The 15,607-nt window shown below is 64.0% G+C and carries 17 protein-coding genes and 1 pseudogene; 13 read left to right on the top strand and 5 right to left on the bottom strand.

The window, feature by feature from the left end; all coding sequences use genetic code 11:
- Positions 1–1,556: hypothetical protein (locus RSW2DRAFT_RS18110; protein ID WP_449314184.1), on the bottom strand; the 1,556-nt coding region annotated here is incomplete at its 3' end.
- A 252-nt stretch (positions 1,557–1,808) separates the two neighbouring features.
- Here RSW2DRAFT_RS18110 and RSW2DRAFT_RS18105 point away from each other — a divergent pair.
- The 7 genes and pseudogenes from RSW2DRAFT_RS18105 to malQ all read left to right on the top strand — a co-directional run.
- Positions 1,809–1,961 (top strand): annotated as a pseudogene (locus tag RSW2DRAFT_RS18105) (IS5/IS1182 family transposase); the annotation flags it as partial.
- An 11-nt stretch (positions 1,962–1,972) separates the two neighbouring features.
- Positions 1,973–2,698: an ABC transporter substrate-binding protein gene (locus RSW2DRAFT_RS15850; protein WP_008032784.1), complete on the top strand. Its 726-nt coding sequence runs from the start codon at positions 1,973–1,975 to the stop codon at positions 2,696–2,698.
- A gap of 125 nt (positions 2,699–2,823) precedes the next feature.
- A complete protein-coding gene (locus RSW2DRAFT_RS18745) occupies positions 2,824–3,858 on the top strand; it encodes an oligopeptide/dipeptide ABC transporter ATP-binding protein (protein ID WP_008032782.1) in 1,035 nt (344 codons plus the stop codon).
- Positions 3,855–4,859: an ABC transporter ATP-binding protein gene (locus RSW2DRAFT_RS15840; RefSeq protein WP_008032781.1), complete on the top strand. Its 1,005-nt coding sequence runs from the start codon at positions 3,855–3,857 to the stop codon at positions 4,857–4,859. Before RSW2DRAFT_RS18745 ends, RSW2DRAFT_RS15840 begins: the two co-directional genes overlap by 4 nt.
- 10 nt (positions 4,860–4,869) lie before the next feature.
- Complete coding sequence (locus RSW2DRAFT_RS15835; protein WP_008032780.1) at positions 4,870–5,385, top strand: L,D-transpeptidase family protein; 516 nt, start codon at positions 4,870–4,872, stop codon at positions 5,383–5,385.
- An 11-nt stretch (positions 5,386–5,396) separates the two neighbouring features.
- A complete protein-coding gene (locus RSW2DRAFT_RS15830) occupies positions 5,397–6,977 on the top strand; it encodes a D-aminopeptidase (protein ID WP_008032777.1) in 1,581 nt (526 codons plus the stop codon).
- A gap of 210 nt (positions 6,978–7,187) precedes the next feature.
- Positions 7,188–9,047 (top strand): 4-alpha-glucanotransferase, encoded by a 1,860-nt coding sequence (gene malQ / locus RSW2DRAFT_RS15825; protein ID WP_008032776.1) that lies wholly within the window; start codon positions 7,188–7,190, stop codon positions 9,045–9,047.
- Positions 9,048–9,168: 121 nt separating this feature from the next.
- Here malQ and RSW2DRAFT_RS15820 read toward each other — a convergent pair whose 3' ends face one another.
- Positions 9,169–9,930, bottom strand: a complete 762-nt coding sequence (locus tag RSW2DRAFT_RS15820; protein WP_232209702.1) for an RES family NAD+ phosphorylase — start codon at positions 9,928–9,930, stop codon at positions 9,169–9,171.
- The gene (locus tag RSW2DRAFT_RS15815) at positions 9,905–10,285 is read right to left on the bottom strand and encodes an MbcA/ParS/Xre antitoxin family protein (protein ID WP_008032772.1); all 381 of its coding nucleotides are present in this window, start codon (positions 10,283–10,285) and stop codon (positions 9,905–9,907) included. The genes RSW2DRAFT_RS15820 and RSW2DRAFT_RS15815 overlap by 26 nt, the downstream gene beginning before the upstream one ends.
- Positions 10,286–10,343: 58 nt before the next feature.
- Here RSW2DRAFT_RS15815 and RSW2DRAFT_RS15810 point away from each other — a divergent pair, with 58 nt between their 5' ends.
- The 5 genes from RSW2DRAFT_RS15810 (at position 10,344) to RSW2DRAFT_RS15790 (ending at position 13,735) form a co-directional block, all read left to right on the top strand.
- On the top strand, positions 10,344–10,547 hold the full coding sequence (locus RSW2DRAFT_RS15810; RefSeq protein WP_008032771.1) for a hypothetical protein: 204 nt from the start codon (positions 10,344–10,346) through the stop codon (positions 10,545–10,547).
- A gap of 141 nt (positions 10,548–10,688) precedes the next feature.
- Complete coding sequence (locus RSW2DRAFT_RS15805; RefSeq protein WP_008032769.1) at positions 10,689–10,928, top strand: FeoA family protein; 240 nt, start codon at positions 10,689–10,691, stop codon at positions 10,926–10,928.
- 11 nt (positions 10,929–10,939) lie between these two features.
- Positions 10,940–11,179, top strand: coding sequence for a FeoA family protein (locus RSW2DRAFT_RS15800; RefSeq protein WP_008032768.1), 240 nt, complete (start codon positions 10,940–10,942; stop codon positions 11,177–11,179).
- Positions 11,176–13,473, top strand: a complete 2,298-nt coding sequence (gene feoB / locus RSW2DRAFT_RS15795; protein WP_008032766.1) for a Fe(2+) transporter permease subunit FeoB — start codon at positions 11,176–11,178, stop codon at positions 13,471–13,473. The genes RSW2DRAFT_RS15800 and feoB overlap by 4 nt, the downstream gene beginning before the upstream one ends.
- 10 nt (positions 13,474–13,483) lie before the next feature.
- Positions 13,484–13,735: a FeoC-like transcriptional regulator gene (locus RSW2DRAFT_RS15790; RefSeq protein ID WP_008032764.1), complete on the top strand. Its 252-nt coding sequence runs from the start codon at positions 13,484–13,486 to the stop codon at positions 13,733–13,735.
- A gap of 190 nt (positions 13,736–13,925) precedes the next feature.
- Here RSW2DRAFT_RS15790 and RSW2DRAFT_RS15785 read toward each other — a convergent pair whose 3' ends face one another.
- Complete coding sequence (locus tag RSW2DRAFT_RS15785; RefSeq protein ID WP_008032761.1) at positions 13,926–14,360, bottom strand: DUF1810 domain-containing protein; 435 nt, start codon at positions 14,358–14,360, stop codon at positions 13,926–13,928.
- On the bottom strand, positions 14,357–15,016 hold the full coding sequence (gene trhA / locus RSW2DRAFT_RS15780; RefSeq protein ID WP_008032759.1) for a PAQR family membrane homeostasis protein TrhA: 660 nt from the start codon (positions 15,014–15,016) through the stop codon (positions 14,357–14,359). The genes RSW2DRAFT_RS15785 and trhA overlap by 4 nt, the downstream gene beginning before the upstream one ends.
- Positions 15,017–15,177: 161 nt before the next feature.
- Between trhA and RSW2DRAFT_RS15775 the strand changes: the two genes are divergently transcribed.
- Positions 15,178–15,603 (top strand): rhodanese-like domain-containing protein, encoded by a 426-nt coding sequence (locus RSW2DRAFT_RS15775; RefSeq protein ID WP_040672438.1) that lies wholly within the window; start codon positions 15,178–15,180, stop codon positions 15,601–15,603.
- Positions 15,604–15,607: the final 4 nt, after the last annotated feature.

Below are 15,607 nucleotides of genomic sequence, written 5' to 3'. Positions count from 1 at the left end.
CCCTGCAGGACGTCGTCGCCTTCGCCGCCCAGCAGCGTGTCACTTCCGAAAAAACCTTCTAACCTGTCATTGCCTGCTGAACCAAATATTCTATCCGGACCAGTGGATCCGGATAGGATATCATTGTCATAGTGGCCAGAAATTTCAGCGCCACTGGTGTCAGTGGTAAATATAAGTCTGATCGTCTCCCAAGGATCTAAGTCAAATGATAGCACTCCATTCTGAAATGGTAGCGCGGCAGAACCTGACAGAATTTCCAAATCTGGCAACGCCAATGGGTCAAGGGGATTTTCGTCAGTCGTTCCAAGGACTGTTCCCCAAACATGCGAAAAGTCTCCAAGAAGTGCCTCCACATTCAGAGAAATGCTTTCGTTAACTCCATTTCGCTCCGATATGAATACAACAACTCGATGCGGCCCACCAAAAGCAGTTAGACAGTCCTCGTCAACATTTATCAAGTTTCTGTCATCGATGCGAGAATGTGCAACCAGGCGTAGTCCAACCACTGACTCACTCATCAGTCTGAACATCTCTCCATTGATCGTCAAGCCGCTCGAATTGCTGTTCGGCAGCCCTGTAGACATCGCTAGGCGCTGCGAATTATTCTGTTGAATTGCCCATATATTAGCCTGATCCACGTCAGCTGCTAGAAGTTCAGCAACTAATTTAACGAGACATGAGGCAGATTTCAAACCCCGCTCTTCGTCATTGTTTGCTTTTACATTCCACTCGGAAACATGACGACTTAAATTTCCAAAATTTGAATTTGATTCGGCCAAGCGGTCCCATTCATCAAATTGGCCATAGAATGGAAGAAACACTCCAGGGCTTCCGATTTGTGAAAAATCACCACTTAGATAGCGATGGGTGACAAGTCCATCGATTGCCGTTTGTTCAGCAACAGTATTAAATTCGTCAAATATTTGCTGAGTTTCTTGAGATGCATCTGTTAAATGCCCAACTTGGACTAATATTTCTGGTTCGACCCATGCTGAGGGAAGTTGGTTAGATGAGATGAACTCATCAATTGCGCCTTGTACAATAACGGACATTTGGCTCGCGAGGCGGCCATATTCACTTGCGGAAAGGTCCGTCCCCCACCACTCATTTCCCAGTTCGATCGCTTCAACGCCAACACCTTTCACAAGTGCATCATTTAGAAGCTTTGTAACGAATGCAACAATTGATTCAGCATCTTCATCGGAAATCGGGTTCTCGGTATCTGCTGATGCTCTGTCGTAGAATCGCGCCGTTGGCATAACCATTGTCAGGGATGCGCGTGAAGCTGCACAAAAATTAAGAAAATCACCAAGCCCAGTCACCTCAACACCGTTTTGTACAGACGAGTCAACATTGTCGATATCCAAGATGCTCTCAGAAACACTGCCTCCTGGGTATCTTAATGTTCCAACCCCAAGGGACGATATCACCTCACCGTACGAAGATTGGGGAACAGTCGCCGCTAGGTTGTCAACGCGGTCACGGTCAAACAGAATATTCGCGCCGAATGTTTCTATTCGAGCGGCTTGTCCAATATAATCGTCATCCTGCAGCATTGGCATTCTATATTTCAACCGGCTTGATATCGAAGGAGCTCGAAGTATTCTTGCTCGCTCTAGTCAATATTCGAGTCTCTTGCGGCGCAATGAGAACTGAATCATGACCGCCGGTGGACATTCCCGATGAATTTTAGAAAATTGGTCAGTGGCTTTTAGCTCTATGTCTACGTTTCAGTTCTAGAAGGCGTTGTTGGACAACTCTGTCTGCCGAGGATTCACATCGTGAATCCATGCGGTTAGACAGGCCGCATGAGTAGGCCATCACCTGCCCGCTACCGCACGACGAACTGGTCCAGCTACACGTCTTCTCTGCGTAAGCGAGGCTCGTTGCTGATCTGGCTGGACGAGGAGATGACCTGGCTCGCGCCACCTGACGGCAGCCCCGGTCGCCCCGCGGTGTTCCGCGGGTGGGCATGTACTATTACAACATCAACCAGGCCAGAAAGCCGTTTGACGATGTGCGGGTCCGCAAGGCCTTCCAGATGTCGATCGACCGGCAGACCATTCTGGACAAGAACTTCTACGGCAAGGGCGAGTTGGAAAACGGTGTGATGCCGCGCGGTCTGGCCTGCTATACCCCGGCGACGCCGATCGAATACAACCCTGCCAAGGCCCGGGAACTGCTGGCCGAGGCCGGCTATCCCGACGGGGTCGAGATCAACCTGCAACAGGTGTCAAGCTGGTCGTCGAAATGGTCTGACATGAACCAGATCATTCAGGCCCAGGTGGCCGAAGCCGGCTTCAAGGCCAATATCGTGACCACCGACGAAGCGGCCTTCCTTGCTGCCCGCAAGGTTGGCGAGGCGGAAGCCTATACGCAGGTCTGGTCTGCCGACTTCAACGATCCCGACAACTTCTTCTACACCTTCTTCTCGGAATCGGGCACCAAGACGCGCGGCTACAACAACAACGACCCCGAGGTCTTTGCCGCCATCGAAACGGCGCGCGGCATGACCGACCAGGACGCACGTTGCAAGCTGTATCAAGAGCTTACCGCGCAGATCGTTGACAAGGACGCGGCCTGGGTGCCGCTGTTCAGCCTTGACCACAATTATGTGGTGCAGCCGCGCGTCAAGAACTTCGTCGTTCCGTGGAACGGCTGGAGCGACATGAACTACTACAGCGTCGAGGTCGAGTAGAGGCCCCTTGCCGGGGTGCGCAAAGCGGTTGCGCACCCCGGTTCCCCCTGCCTGACTTGTGTCAAGGTCGCCCTTCCGCCCCGCCCCCCGCATCTTGCGGGCGCCGCAGAAAGAGCATTCCACGGATGTTGATGTTTGCGTTCAGACGTATGCTCGCGTCGATCCCGGTGCTGATCGGGATCACGCTGATCTTGTTCATCATGCTGAATGTGGTTCCCGGCGACCCGATCGCGCTGATGATGAAGGAACATGCCAGCCCCGAAGTCATTGCGCGGGTGCGAGAGCAGATGCATCTCGATGATCCGCTGGTCAGCCGCTACCTCAGCTTTCTGTGGAACGCCGTGCAGGGCGATCTGGGCAATTCCATCAAGCTGAACCGCCCGGTGACCGATCTTATCCTGAAGGCCTTTCCCAACACGCTGGTGCTGGCGGTCAGTGCGGCGCTGGTTTCGTGGGTGGTCGGCATCCCTGCGGGCATCCTGTCGGCGGTGCGGCGTGACAGTTTCGTTGACCGTTTCTTCATGGGCTTTTCGCTGCTTGGCGTGTCGATGCCGATCTTCTGGTCGGCGCTGGTCGGCATCCCCGAACCCGAGGCGCGGCTGGACGCCTATCCGCACCAGTTGTCCGGCGGCCTGCGCCAGCGCGCGATGATCGCCATGGGCCTGATCTGCGAGCCGAAACTGCTGATCGCCGACGAGCCGACCACCGCGCTGGACGTGACCACGCAAGCGCAGATCCTGCGGCTGATGCGCGAGCTGCGCGACCGGGTGGGAACCTCGATCATCCTGATTACCCATGATCTTGGCATCATTGCCGAGATGTGTGAGGAGGTGAACGTGATGTATGCCGGCCAGATCGTCGAGCAGGCCGATGTGTTCGATCTGTTCGAGCGGCCCTCGCACCCCTACACGCGCGGCTTGCTGGCCTCGATCCCGCGGGCGACCGAGCCGCGGATGGGGCGGAAGATGCCGTCGATTCCCGGCATGGTTCCCAATCTGGCCAGGCTGCCACCGGGCTGCCGGTTCAATCCGCGCTGCGGCGAGGCGCTGCCGGTTTGCCGTCAACAGGCCCCGGACATGGCAAGCATAGGCGATGCCCATGTTGCGCGCTGCTGGCTGCACGCCGGGCCGGATGCCCTGCCGCCCGGTGACCGCACATGACAATGCCCGCCAAAGACCTTGCCCCCGGCGCCGACATCGTGATGTCAACCCGGGCATTGACCAAGCACTATCCGGTCGGTGGCGGCATCCTTGGCGGTCCACCCCGCATGGTGCGCGCCGTCGATGGTGTGACGCTGGACATCCGCGCCCGCGAGACCTTTGCTCTGGTGGGCGAATCCGGTTGTGGCAAGACCACCCTCGGCCGGGTGATGCTGCGGCTTCAGGAACCGACCTCGGGCAGCATCCACTATCGCGGCACCGATCTGACGGGCTTGGGCGAAGCCGCCATGCGCGGGCTGCGCAAGAAACTGCAGATCGTGTTCCAGGACCCCTATGCCTCGTTGAACCCCCGTATGCGGATCGAACAGATCCTGGCCGAACCCTTGCGCAGCCACGGCTATGGCTCGCCGGTGGAAATCCGCGACCGCTGTGCCGAACTGCTGGAGATGGTGGGTCTGCGGCAGCAATATCTGCGCAGCTATCCCCACCAGTTTTCCGGTGGCCAGCGGCAAAGGATCGGCATCGCGCGCGCCTTGGCGAACAAGCCCGATTTCGTGGTTTGCGACGAATCCGTCTCGGCGCTGGACGTCTCGATCCAGGCGCAGGTGCTTAACCTGCTGACCGACCTGCAGGATCAGTTGAATCTGACCTATTTCTTCATCACCCACGACCTTGCCGTGGTGCGCCAGTTCGCTGACCGGGTGGGGGTGATGTTCCTTGGCCGTCTGGTCGAACTGGCCACGACCGAAGAGTTGTTCGCCCGGCCACTGCATCCCTATTCGATGCTTTTGATGGCAGCGGTGCCGCGCCCCGATCCGCGCCAGCGCGGGCGCGAGCGGCCGATGCTGCAGGGCGAGATTCCCAGTCCGATGAACTTGCCCAAGGGCTGCCGGTTCCATACCCGCTGCCCCTTTGCGCGTGACATTTGCCGGGTCGAGGATCCGGTCTTGCAGACCCTGGACGGCCGCGCCGTGGCCTGCCATTTCCCGCTGGACGGCTGAAGAGGAAGACATGGACCTGATCGTGACCCGGCAGGGCGACATATGGCAGGCGCGCTACGGCGACAGGATCTGGCGCGCGGCGGTCGGCCGCAGCGGCATCGCCGTCAAGCGGGCCGAGGGCGACGGCGTTAGCCCGATCGGCTGCTGGCCGATCCGTGCCGTGCTTTACCGGGCCGACAAACTGGCCGCGGCGCCGGTTTCGGTGTTTCCGACCAGGGTCATTGCCGAAGATGACGGCTGGTGCGATGCACCGGATCACCTTGCCTACAACCGCCCCGTCAAGCTTCCCTTCTCCGCCAGCCATGAGGAAATGTGGCGCAAGGACGATCTTTACGACATCGTCGTCGTGCTTGGCCAGAATGACGATCCGGTCGTGCCGGGTGCGGGCAGCGCGATCTTCCTGCATGTTGCAAGCGCAGGCTACGGCGCCACCGCCGGCTGCGCCTCGCTGAAGCTGGCCGACATGCTGGAATTTCTGGCGCAGGCCCGCCCGGACACGCGGCTTTGCTTCCGCGAAGGGGCCTGACGGGAACAGCCATGACCGGAATTGACTTGCAAGCGCTGGAGCGGGCGCTGGACCTGCTGCCCGGCCAGTATCGCGGCCCCGCCGGCGTGGCGGGCGTGGTCCATCAGGGGCAGGTGATCGCCCGCCGTGCCTGGGGTTTTGCCGACATGGCGGCCCGGCTGCCGATGACGCCCGCCAGACGGATGCCGATCTGTTCGATCTCGAAACAGATGACCTGCGCGCTGCTGCTGGATCTGTTCGATGACCCCGAGGTGCTTGCACCGCTGCTGCCGGGGCTCTTGCCCGGCTTCCGGGGGCCGCTGCCCAGTGTGGCGCAGCTTTGCCACAACCAGTCCGGCCTGCGCGACTACTGGGCGTTGACCGTCTTGCAGGGCGCGGCCCCCGAGGGTCGGTTTACCGCGGCGGACGGTCTGGCGCTTCTGGCGCAGGCACAGGACGGGCAGTTCCCGCCGGGCGCGCATTATTCCTATTCCAACAGCAATTTCCGCTTGCTGGCCGAATTGATCCGCCAAGCCACCGGGCGGGATTTCGCTGACCTTCTTGACCAGCGCATCTTCCGCCCGGCCGGGATGCCGACCGCCCGCCTTGCAACCGACATGGCCGAGCGGATCGACGGGGTTGTCGGCTATGAGGGCAATGACGAGGTGGGTTTCCTGCCCGCCGAAAGCGCGATCACCTGGTTTGGGGATTCCGGCGTTTCCGCATCGCTGGACGACATGCTGGCATGGGAACGGCACATCGACGCGACGCGCGACGATCCGGCAGGGCTTTACCGGCGCCTCACCGCCCCGGTCCGCTTTGCCGATGGCACCTCTGCCCCCTATGGCTATGGCTTGCGGCGCTATCGCCAGGCCGGGCACGATCTGACCGGCCACGGCGGCGGGGTCAGGGGCTTTTGTTCGTTCCGGCTGCATGTGGCGGCAGAGCGGCTGTCCGTTGTGGTGATCTTCAACCACGAGGCCAGTGCCATGCGCGCGGCCGAAGCGGTGATGGCGGCGGCGCTTGGCGCACCGCCGCCGCCTGTTCCTGTGCCCGGGCAGGGTTGGGATGGGCTATGGCTGGACCGTGAGCGGGCCCTGTTCCTGCGCACCCGCGATGTGCCCGCCGGGGTGCGGCTGGACTATGCCGCCTCTCCCGTCGTGCTGACACCGACAAGCGAAACCCGTGCCGAAGCCCCCGGCCTTGTGTTGCGCCGCGAGGGCGATCTGCTGGTCATGGAGCGTCAGACCGAAAACCTGACGGTCCGCGCGGAACGGCTGGTGCCGCTTGACCGCGCGGACGCGACCCCGATCGCCGGGCGCTACTGGTGCGACGCCCTCGGGACGACGCTGGACATCGAGGCGCGGGACGGTGCGGCCCATGTCGGCTTCGATGGCCGCTTGGGCGCCGGCCCGATGGAGCGGATGTATCCGCTGGCGCAGGATCTCTGGGCGGTGACAAGCCGCCGCGCGATGGATGCCGCGCCGCCGGGAGAGTGGACGCTGCATGTCTGCCGCGATGCAAGCGGGGCGGTCGAAGGGCTGACGCTTGGCTGCTGGCTGGCGCGACAGATCACCTTTCGCGGCCCCGTGCCGACGCATCGCCGCACCTGAGCGACCTCTGTCGCATTGCCGAGGATGGCGATGGAGCCCACCGCCAATTGGACACATCGTCAATCGCGCGCCAGCGAGGGGTTGATGCCGCTCCCCCCCAAGCAGAGGACTGCTGGGCGGCGGAGCTTACCCCGGCGCCGCGGCCATGTTATGTGCCGCAAACGGACAGGGCGGCTGCGCGGCAGGAGACGGCATGAGCGAGAACGGGGCATGAGCGAGAACGGGATTGATCCGATCTGCTGGCGGGCGGGCATCACCACCGGTTACGACGGGCGCGCGGTGCCCGAAGGCACCAAGCGGGCGCTGCTGGCGGCGCTGGGCATCAACCCCGAAGCCCCCGACTTTGGCAGCGTGCCGGACTTTTCTGCCGACCCGGCCAGCGCCGGGTCCTGCCCGGTGCCGCAGCGGCCAGCCTGGGGGCTGTTCTGCCAGCTTTACGAGTTGCGCTCGGCGCGCGGCTGGGGAATTGGCGACTTTGCCGACCTAGCCCGGCTTGCGCGCATTGCCGCGGCGGCGGGGGCCGATTTCCTGGGCGTCAACCCGCTGCACGCGCTGTTTGCGGCCGAGCCGGAGCGGTACAGTCCGTTCACGCCGTCGAACCGGCGCTTTCTGAACGTGCTTTACATTGCCATGGACGACCTGCCCGGCAAGGCCAGGGCCCCGGCCGGGCTGAAAAAGCTGCGGGCGGCCGATCTGGTGGACTATCCCCGGGTTGCCGCCGCCAAGCTGGAGGCGCTGGCCGCGGTGTTTGCGGCCAGCCCGTTCGATGCCGGGCGCTGGGCGCAAGCTGATTTTAACGATTTCTGCACCGAAAAAGGCCAGATGCTCTATCGCCACGCGCTGTTCGAGGCGCTGTCCGAGGCGATGGTCGCCCAAGGCCATGGCGCGCGCTGGACCAGTTGGCCGGCCGCATGGCAGGCGGTCGAAAGCCCCGAGGTGGCGGCCTTTGCCGCGCAGGCGCAGGCGCAGGCCCAAGCGCAGGACCGGGTGCGCTTTCATCTGTGGCTGCAATGGCTTGCCGCGCGCCAGCTTGCGGCGGCGCAAATGGCGGCACAGGCTGCGGGCATGGGTATCGGGCTTTATCTTGATCTGGCGGTGGGCGAGGCGCCCGATGGGTCAGCCACCTGGTCCGACCCCGGGCTGACGCTGCACGGGCTGGAAGTGGGCGCCCCGCCCGACGTGTTTTCGCAAGGTGGGCAGAACTGGGCGCTGGCAGCCCCTTCGCCGGTGGCGCTGGCCGAGCGCGGCTGGGAGCCGTTCCGGGCGCTGATCGGTGCGCAACTGGACTATGCCGGGGCGTTGCGCATCGACCATGCGATGGCGCTGCGCCAGTTGTTCCTGATCCCGAAAGACCACCCGGCCGCGGAAGGCACGCATCTGGCCTATCCGTTTGCCGATCTTTTGCGCATCGTGGCCGAAGAGGCGCGCGCGCGGGGGGCGGTGATGATCGGTGAAGACCTGGGCTGGGTGCCGCCGGGGTTCCGCGCGCTTCTGGGGCAAGCCGGTATTCTGACCATGCGCATCCTGTATTTTGCGCAAGAATGGGGCATGTTCGATCGCGCCTCCGCCTGGCCGGAACTGGCGCTGGCCTGCCTTTCGACCCATGATCTGCCCACGCTGGCGGCCTGGTGGAAAGCCGACGATATCGCGGCACGGCAGCGCTACGGCCTGATCAGCGACGCCAAGGCCGCGGCCGATCTGGCCCGGCGCGCCGACGAGCGGGTGGCGCTGGTCAATGCCCTGATCGACGGCGGCCACCTGCCGCCCGGGGCCGAGGATGCCGCAGCCCCGGTTCTGAGCAACGCCGTGCTGCTGGCCACACATGGCTTTCTGGCCGCCACGCGCTCGCGGCTGGTCGGGGTGCGGCTGGCCGATCTGGTGGGGCCAGAGGCCGCCACAAACGTGCCCGGCACGATTGACGCGCATCCCAACTGGCAGCGCCGCGCGCCGCTTGATCTGGCGGAGATCGCCAGCCATCCCGCCTTCCTGGCGGTCTCCGCGGCAATGCGCGCCGCACGCCCGTGCGATCAAGGCGGCTTGTCGGGCGAAGAACGGGTCCGATTTGGGTGATCCCCCATTTTCAGCGGGGTGAACCCTTGGCGCTCACGCGGCCATTTCCAATTTCGATGCGGGTGTGATGCCGCCGATGGGCCAGCCGCTCTGCGCGCGGATGATCCCCAACCGGCGTGGGCTATCTGGCGCGCGGGCGGTCCCAGATCATGTCCGTCAGGCGCGGATCAGGGCCGAACGTTCCGCGCCGGAACTCGAGGCCAAGCCTCGGGTGCTCGCGGATGGCCTGCGCGCCGCTCTGGCCGATGCGGATGCGCCAGGTCTGGCGGTCCACCGGCTGCGGTGCTGCGAAGGCACTGCAGGTCAGCACCGCAAGGTTTGCGCCGTTCTGAGGGTCGCGGACCGATGTATAGCGGATGACCTCGGCCCCGATCTCGCGGGCCGTGTCGGCAAGATGTTGGCAGGGGGCGTAGTCGGTCAGATGGGTCCAGAGGTCGTGACCTGCGGCAAGCGCACCGGTTGTCAGGTCCAACGAAACCGCTGTTGCCAGATCGACGCAAAAGGCGGTGTATTCTGCGGCATCATCGGGGAACGGCGTCGCCGGGCTCTCGGCGTAGAAGAGGAACCGATAAAAGACCATCTCCGCCGCCGCTGTCTCGGGCCGTTCGGCGCCATACCAGACGCCGGGCGTCAAGCCGGCGCGGCGGAACCGTGAACCGCCTGGATAGGGGCGATAGCGGAACGGCGTGGACAGCAGGTAATCAAGGCTGCGACACGCATCCGGCACCGGTGGCTTGGTATCCTCAAGAATGTCCTCCAGCGCCGCCTGTTCAGCGAGGCTGTCAACAAGTTTCAGGGTCGAAACCCGGTGCTGGGCCTCGACAAACCGCCATGCGGGGCCGGTGTAGGGCCGCGTTTCAGACCGCAGCGCGGCGGGCGTCAAGATAGGTCGTGACATCGACAAGCCCCTGCACTGTCGCCATTCGTTCGATTGGCGGTGTGGCAAGCGCCGCGTTGGCCGCCGTCATCCATATGCGGGCAACCGCCTCGTCGCCGCCGGTGATGGCATCAAGCGAGCGGAAAGCGCGCACCAGTAGCGCTGCCAGTTCAAAAGGTTTCGACCCGGCCTCGAGTGTCGCCTCGCCGCGCCTGAGGCGCGACACCGTGGCTTCGGAAACACCGACGATTTCGGCAAGCTGGCGACCGGACAGGCCCAGCCGCTCGGCGGCACGAAGCATGGCCTTGGTCAGGACCGCATTGCGATCGGGGGCAGGGGCAAGATTGTGCCGGCGTGTCATGGTTCCCTCTTGTCTGGTGAAAATATAGTGCGCAATAATTCCATATGAAAGAGTAAAGATGGCGCTTGCCTTCGAAAATGCGACCAGGATGGTCTTTTCAGCCCCAAATATCGGGCGCGACGTGGTTTGCATCGCCAACCGCGCTGCCACCGGCGTTTTGCTGACCGTCGCCAGCCGATTTGAACCTCGCCAGATGCTGGTGCCCGTTGCCGAGGTGCCGACATGCTTCGGAATTATCCCAATACTTTGGCTTGAGGATTGATCCCCGCAACAGGTATCTTCCGGGACGGGATGGCACAGGCAGAAATTTCTTCACGGAAGGCCGCTTGCCATTCCCGATTAAAATGGTAGGTAATACCTTCATCCCAGCAAGCCGCTGGACGCACCTGGAGCCGGTCGTCGCATGAGCCCGCATTTTCAGCCCCTGGCGCTGTCGCCAACCGGCGCATCGGTTGCCGTTGCAGCCCTGATCGGCGGCCGCGAGATGCAGCGTCGCATGACCGAGCTTGGCATCGTGGTCGGGCGCGAGTTGCGGGTGATCCGCGGTGGCAGCGCGGGGCCGCTGGTGGTGGCGGTGGGCGAAACCCGGCTGGCGCTGGGGCAAGAGCTTTCGCGCAAGATCCTGGTGACGATCGCGCCATGAAAGGGCCGGCTATGGCATTGAAATTCTCTGATATACCGCTTGGCGGCCTGGTGCGCGTCGCAGGCTATGCCCCGGGCGGGCAGGCCTACCGGCAAAAGCTGCTGTCGATGGGGCTGACCCCGGGAACCCGTCTGCGTCTGGTCAACATCGCCCCCTTGGGCGACCCGATCATGATCGAGTTGCGCGGTTTTCGGTTGTCGCTGCGCAAGGCCGAGGCCGAGGCGCTGGAAATCGAAGGGTGCGCGGAATGACCGATTTCACCATCGCCCTGCTGGGCAATCCGAACTGCGGCAAGACCACGCTGTTCAACGCGCTGACCGGCACCCGCCAGCAGGTCGGCAACTGGCCCGGCGTCACGGTGGAACGCAAGTCGGGCCGCTTTGCGCATGGCGCCAGCCGGGTCGAGGTGATCGACCTGCCCGGCACCTATTCGCTGGCCTGCACCCAGGCGGTTTCGCCCGATGAACGGGTGGCGCGCGATTATGCGCTGTCGGGGGCCGCACAGATCATCGTCAACATCGTCGATGCCTCGAACCTGGAACGCAACCTTTACCTGACCATCCAGTTGATCGAGATGGGGCTGCCGGTGCTGCTGGCGCTGAACATGATGGATATCGCCAAGGCGCGCGGCATCGAGATCGACACCGCGGCGCTGTCGCGCGGGCTGGGCTGCCCGGTGCTGCCGATCGTCGCCGCCACCGGGGTCGGCATCGAAGCGCTGAAGGCCGAGATCGTCCGCGCCGCAGCAGTCGGGGTGCCGACGGCCCCGCCGATCCACTATGGCCCGGAAATCGAGGCGGCGGTGGCCGATCTGCTGCCGCTGGTGGCACAGGCCGGTGCGGTGCGGGCACCGCGCTGGCTGGCGCTGGCCTTGCTGGAGGGCGACGAGACGCTGCTGGCGCGGATGCCCGATCTCGCGGCGCATGTGCAGCAAACCCGGGCGGCACTGGCCGAAACGCTGGGCTATGACGTTGATACCGCCATCGCCAGCGGCCGCTATGACGCGGTGGCGGACGTTACCGCCCCCAGCATCCGCCGCGTCCTTGAACTGGACAGCACGCTGTCGGACAGCATCGACCGGGTGATCCTGAACCGTGCGCTTGGCATCCCGATCTTTCTGGCGGTGATGTATCTGATGTTCATGTTCACCATCAATGTGGGCAGCGCCTTCATCGACTTTTTCGACATCGCGGCGGGCACGATCTTCGTCGATGGCTTTGGCCATCTGTTGCGGGCCATCGGCAGCCCCGATTGGCTGACCACGCTGCTGGCCACCGGTCTGGGCGGTGGGGTGCAGACGCTGGCCACCTTCATTCCGGTGATCGCCTGCCTGTTTCTGGTGCTGTCGATGCTGGAGGATTCGGGTTACATGGCGCGCGCCGCCTTCGTGATGGACCGCGCCATGCGTGCCATCGGCCTGCCGGGCAAGGCCTTCGTGCCGCTGATCGTCGGCTTTGGCTGCAACGTGCCCGCGATCATGGCCACCCGCACGCTGGAGGATGCCCGCGACCGGGCGATGACGGTGGCGATGGTGCCCTTCATGTCCTGCGGCGCGCGGCTGCCGGTCTATGCGCTGTTCGCCGCCGCGTTCTTTCCCACCGGCGGGCAGAATCTGGTGTTCGCGCTGTATCTGATCGGCATTGCCGCGGCGGTGCTGACCGGCTTTGTGCTGAAATCGACGCTGCTGCCCGGGGCGATCTCGCCCTTCGTGATGGAACTGCCGCCCTATCACCTGCCGACGCTGAAAGGCGTGCTGATCCGCACCTGGGACCGGCTGAAGGGTTTCGTGATCCGCGCCGGCCGGGTGCTGGTGCCGGTGATCATGGTGCTGGCCTTCCTGAACTCCTGGGGCCGCGACGGCAGCTTCGACAATCAGAACACCGACAACTCGATGCTGTCGGAAATCGGCCGCCAGATCGTGCCGGTGTTCGAGCCGATGGGGATCGAGGCCGACAACTGGCCCGCCGCCGTCGGGGTGTTCACCGGGATTCTGGCCAAGGAGGCGGTGGTCGGCACGCTGAACGCGCTTTATGCCGGGCAGGGTCCGGTCGCGGCGACCGAGTTCGATCTGGGTGGCGGTCTGGCCGCCGCCGTGGCCAGCATCGGCACCAACCTGTCGGGCCTTGGCGATACGTTCAGCGACCCGCTGGGGCTTTCGGTCGGAGATGTCAGTTCGACCGATGCCGCGGCGGCAGAGCTGGCGGTCGAACCCGAAACCTTCGGCGCGATGCGCGCGCAGTTCGATGGTCAGATCGGGGCCTTCGCCTACCTGCTGATGGTGCTGCTTTACATGCCCTGCTCGGCGGCGATTGCCGCGGTTTGGCGCGAATCCGGGCCGCGCTGGACGGCTTTTGTCAGCGGCTGGACCACGCTGATGGGCTGGGGCTCGGCGGTGCTGTTCTATCAGGCCGCGACCTTCGCCCGCCATCCCGGCAGTTCCGGTGCCTGGATCGCCGGGGTGCTGGCGGCCTTTGCACTGACAATCCTGACCCTGCGCCTGCTGGGCCGGTCGGCCCGGCGGTCTGCGCCGGTCGTGGCAGAGTGAGGGCGAGCCGATGCTGATGGATATCCGCGCCTATGTGCAAGACCGCGGCCGGGCCAGCCTTTCCGACATCGCGCTGCATTTCCGCCGCGACCCCGAAGCGTTGCGCGGGATGCTGGCGCATTGGGTCGCCAAGGGCACGCTGCGCCACCAGATCGCCGCGCCGTCCTGTGCCAAATCCACAGGGTGCGGTGGCTGCAGTTGCGACGCGTCCGGGTTTGAAACCTACGAGTTCATCGCCCCCGCGGCAGAATTTGGGTCCTGATCGAAAAAACCGACCTGACAAGACGCAGCTTTGGCGGAATTGACGGCCTCGCCCAGCCAAACCCTCGCCCAGCCAACCCGCCGCCGCCGATGTCCAGCATGCCGCCCCCGAGAACGGCCGGAACGCGGCGTGTGTGCGGGCGACGCCGGGCGTGATTGCCACGTCGATCAACCCTTCGCGGAACCGCCGCTCAGAGGCCCAGCAGCCTGGCCGTGCCGGCATCTGGCACGCCGCCGCCCCAGCGTTGCAACGCCATGCGGAATGGCGAAAACGCACTGGGGTCGGCTTGTGAAAACAGGCTCATGCATGACAGGAACTTGCGGTCGTCAGGCGGGGCGAACAGCGTGGTCAGCGGCTTCGGGTCGCGGGCCAGCACGGTTTCGCAGGCAAGCTCCAGCCGCCGCCCCAGCACCTTGTGGGCAAGATAGGCCTTGGCCTCGTCCAGCGAGGCGATGCCGTAGCGCTCGGCCATCGGCGATTGCCCCAGGCCGCGCATTTGCGGAAAGATGAACCACATCCAGTGGGTCTGCTTGCGCCCGGCCTGCAACTCGGTCATCGCCGTCTCGAACACAGTCCATTGCGCCTTGACGAAGCGTTGCAGGTCGTGGGGGTCGCTTGCGGTCATGTCACACTCGTTTCGGCCAGCCGCAGGATCACCGCGGCGTAGAACATCCCGGTCGCGGTCAGCACGAAGCCATGCCAGATCGTGGTGTGGAACGGCAGGCGGTCGAACAGGAAAAACCCGGTGCCGATGGTGTAAAGCCCGCCCCCCATGGCCATCAGCAGCAGGACCGGGGCGGAATAGCTGGCAAACATCGGCCAGCCGACCGCCGTGCCGATCCAGCCCATTGCCAGGTAAAGCCCCAGCGCCAGCCAGCGCAAGCGGTCCGGCGCCAGCACCCGCAGCGCCGTGCCGCACAGCGCCGCAGCCCAGATTCCGACAAGCAGCAGCGCGCCTTGCCCCGAGATCAGCACGAAAGCCGTGAAGGTGCCCGCGATTTTCCAGTAGATCGCGGAATGGTCAAGCCGGCGGAAGATCATGCTCCATGTCGGATGCGCCACCATGTTGCACAGCGCCGAAAACAGGATCATCGCAATCAGGGTTGCGCCATAGACCGCCACCCCCGACACCGCCGATGCATCGCCGCGCCAGATCACGGCCAGCGTGATCAGCACCGGCACCGCCAGCAGTGCCATCGACAGTCCCGACAGATGCACCGCCGCATCGCTGATGCGTTCGGCGCGGCTGTATCCGCTGCGAGAGGTCAGCATAAGTCCCATGGGATGACCCTAAGGTGCCGGCCGGGTCTTGGCTACTGCCTGTCGCCAATTCGTGATCAGCGCCATGTTGTCGGCCCATGCCGCCGTCATCTTGCCTTTTGCCGGCAAAAGGGCCAGATATATTCAAAACAACGAATGGGATGATCATGCACAGACGACAGATGCTTGGACTGATGGCGCTGGCCGGGCTGGCTGTCGCGACACCTGCGGCCTGGGTCGGTGCCACGCCGGCCAACCTGACGCAGGAATCGCCCTCTGGCGCGACGCTGGCTGCCGACAAGGCGACCTTGCTGGTGGACATCCGCAGCCCCGAGGAATGGCAGGAGACCGGCGTGGTCGAAGGGGCGTTGCTGGTCACCTATACCGATGCCGACAGCTTTCTGCAGGCGGTAAGGCCGCATCTGGCGCCGGGGCAGAAACTGGCGCTGATCTGCCGTTCGGGGCGTCGGTCGGGGATTGCCTCGTCCGAGGTGGCACCGCTGGTCGACATGCAGGTGGTGGACGTGGCGGGCGGCATGCAGCGGCTGCTGGCCGAGGGCTATGCCCCGGTGGCACCGACCGCCGCACAGGGTTGCCCCAGCTGCTGATACC

The sequence above is a fragment of the Rhodobacter ferrooxidans genome (assembly GCF_000176015.1).
GTDB lineage: Bacteria > Pseudomonadota > Alphaproteobacteria > Rhodobacterales > Rhodobacteraceae > Pseudorhodobacter_B > Pseudorhodobacter_B ferrooxidans.
Note: the sequence above shows the minus strand (reverse complement) of the source record. Positions and strands in the feature narration are given on the sequence as shown.

Coding starts and splice junctions, on each gene's coding strand:
- RSW2DRAFT_RS15850 (WP_008032784.1), top strand. CDS start 1,973: ATGTACTATTACAACATCAACCAGGCCAGAAAGCCGTTTGACGATGTG.
- RSW2DRAFT_RS18745 (WP_008032782.1), top strand. CDS start 2,824: ATGTTGATGTTTGCGTTCAGACGTATGCTCGCGTCGATCCCGGTGCTG.
- RSW2DRAFT_RS15840 (WP_008032781.1), top strand. CDS start 3,855: ATGACAATGCCCGCCAAAGACCTTGCCCCCGGCGCCGACATCGTGATG.
- RSW2DRAFT_RS15835 (WP_008032780.1), top strand. CDS start 4,870: ATGGACCTGATCGTGACCCGGCAGGGCGACATATGGCAGGCGCGCTAC.
- RSW2DRAFT_RS15830 (WP_008032777.1), top strand. CDS start 5,397: ATGACCGGAATTGACTTGCAAGCGCTGGAGCGGGCGCTGGACCTGCTG.
- malQ (WP_008032776.1), top strand. CDS start 7,188: ATGAGCGAGAACGGGATTGATCCGATCTGCTGGCGGGCGGGCATCACC.
- RSW2DRAFT_RS15815 (WP_008032772.1), bottom strand. CDS start 10,285: ATGACACGCCGGCACAATCTTGCCCCTGCCCCCGATCGCAATGCGGTC.
- RSW2DRAFT_RS15810 (WP_008032771.1), top strand. CDS start 10,344: ATGGCGCTTGCCTTCGAAAATGCGACCAGGATGGTCTTTTCAGCCCCA.
- RSW2DRAFT_RS15805 (WP_008032769.1), top strand. CDS start 10,689: ATGAGCCCGCATTTTCAGCCCCTGGCGCTGTCGCCAACCGGCGCATCG.
- RSW2DRAFT_RS15800 (WP_008032768.1), top strand. CDS start 10,940: ATGGCATTGAAATTCTCTGATATACCGCTTGGCGGCCTGGTGCGCGTC.
- feoB (WP_008032766.1), top strand. CDS start 11,176: ATGACCGATTTCACCATCGCCCTGCTGGGCAATCCGAACTGCGGCAAG.
- RSW2DRAFT_RS15790 (WP_008032764.1), top strand. CDS start 13,484: ATGCTGATGGATATCCGCGCCTATGTGCAAGACCGCGGCCGGGCCAGC.
- RSW2DRAFT_RS15785 (WP_008032761.1), bottom strand. CDS start 14,360: ATGACCGCAAGCGACCCCCACGACCTGCAACGCTTCGTCAAGGCGCAA.
- trhA (WP_008032759.1), bottom strand. CDS start 15,016: ATGGGACTTATGCTGACCTCTCGCAGCGGATACAGCCGCGCCGAACGC.
- RSW2DRAFT_RS15775 (WP_040672438.1), top strand. CDS start 15,178: ATGCTTGGACTGATGGCGCTGGCCGGGCTGGCTGTCGCGACACCTGCG.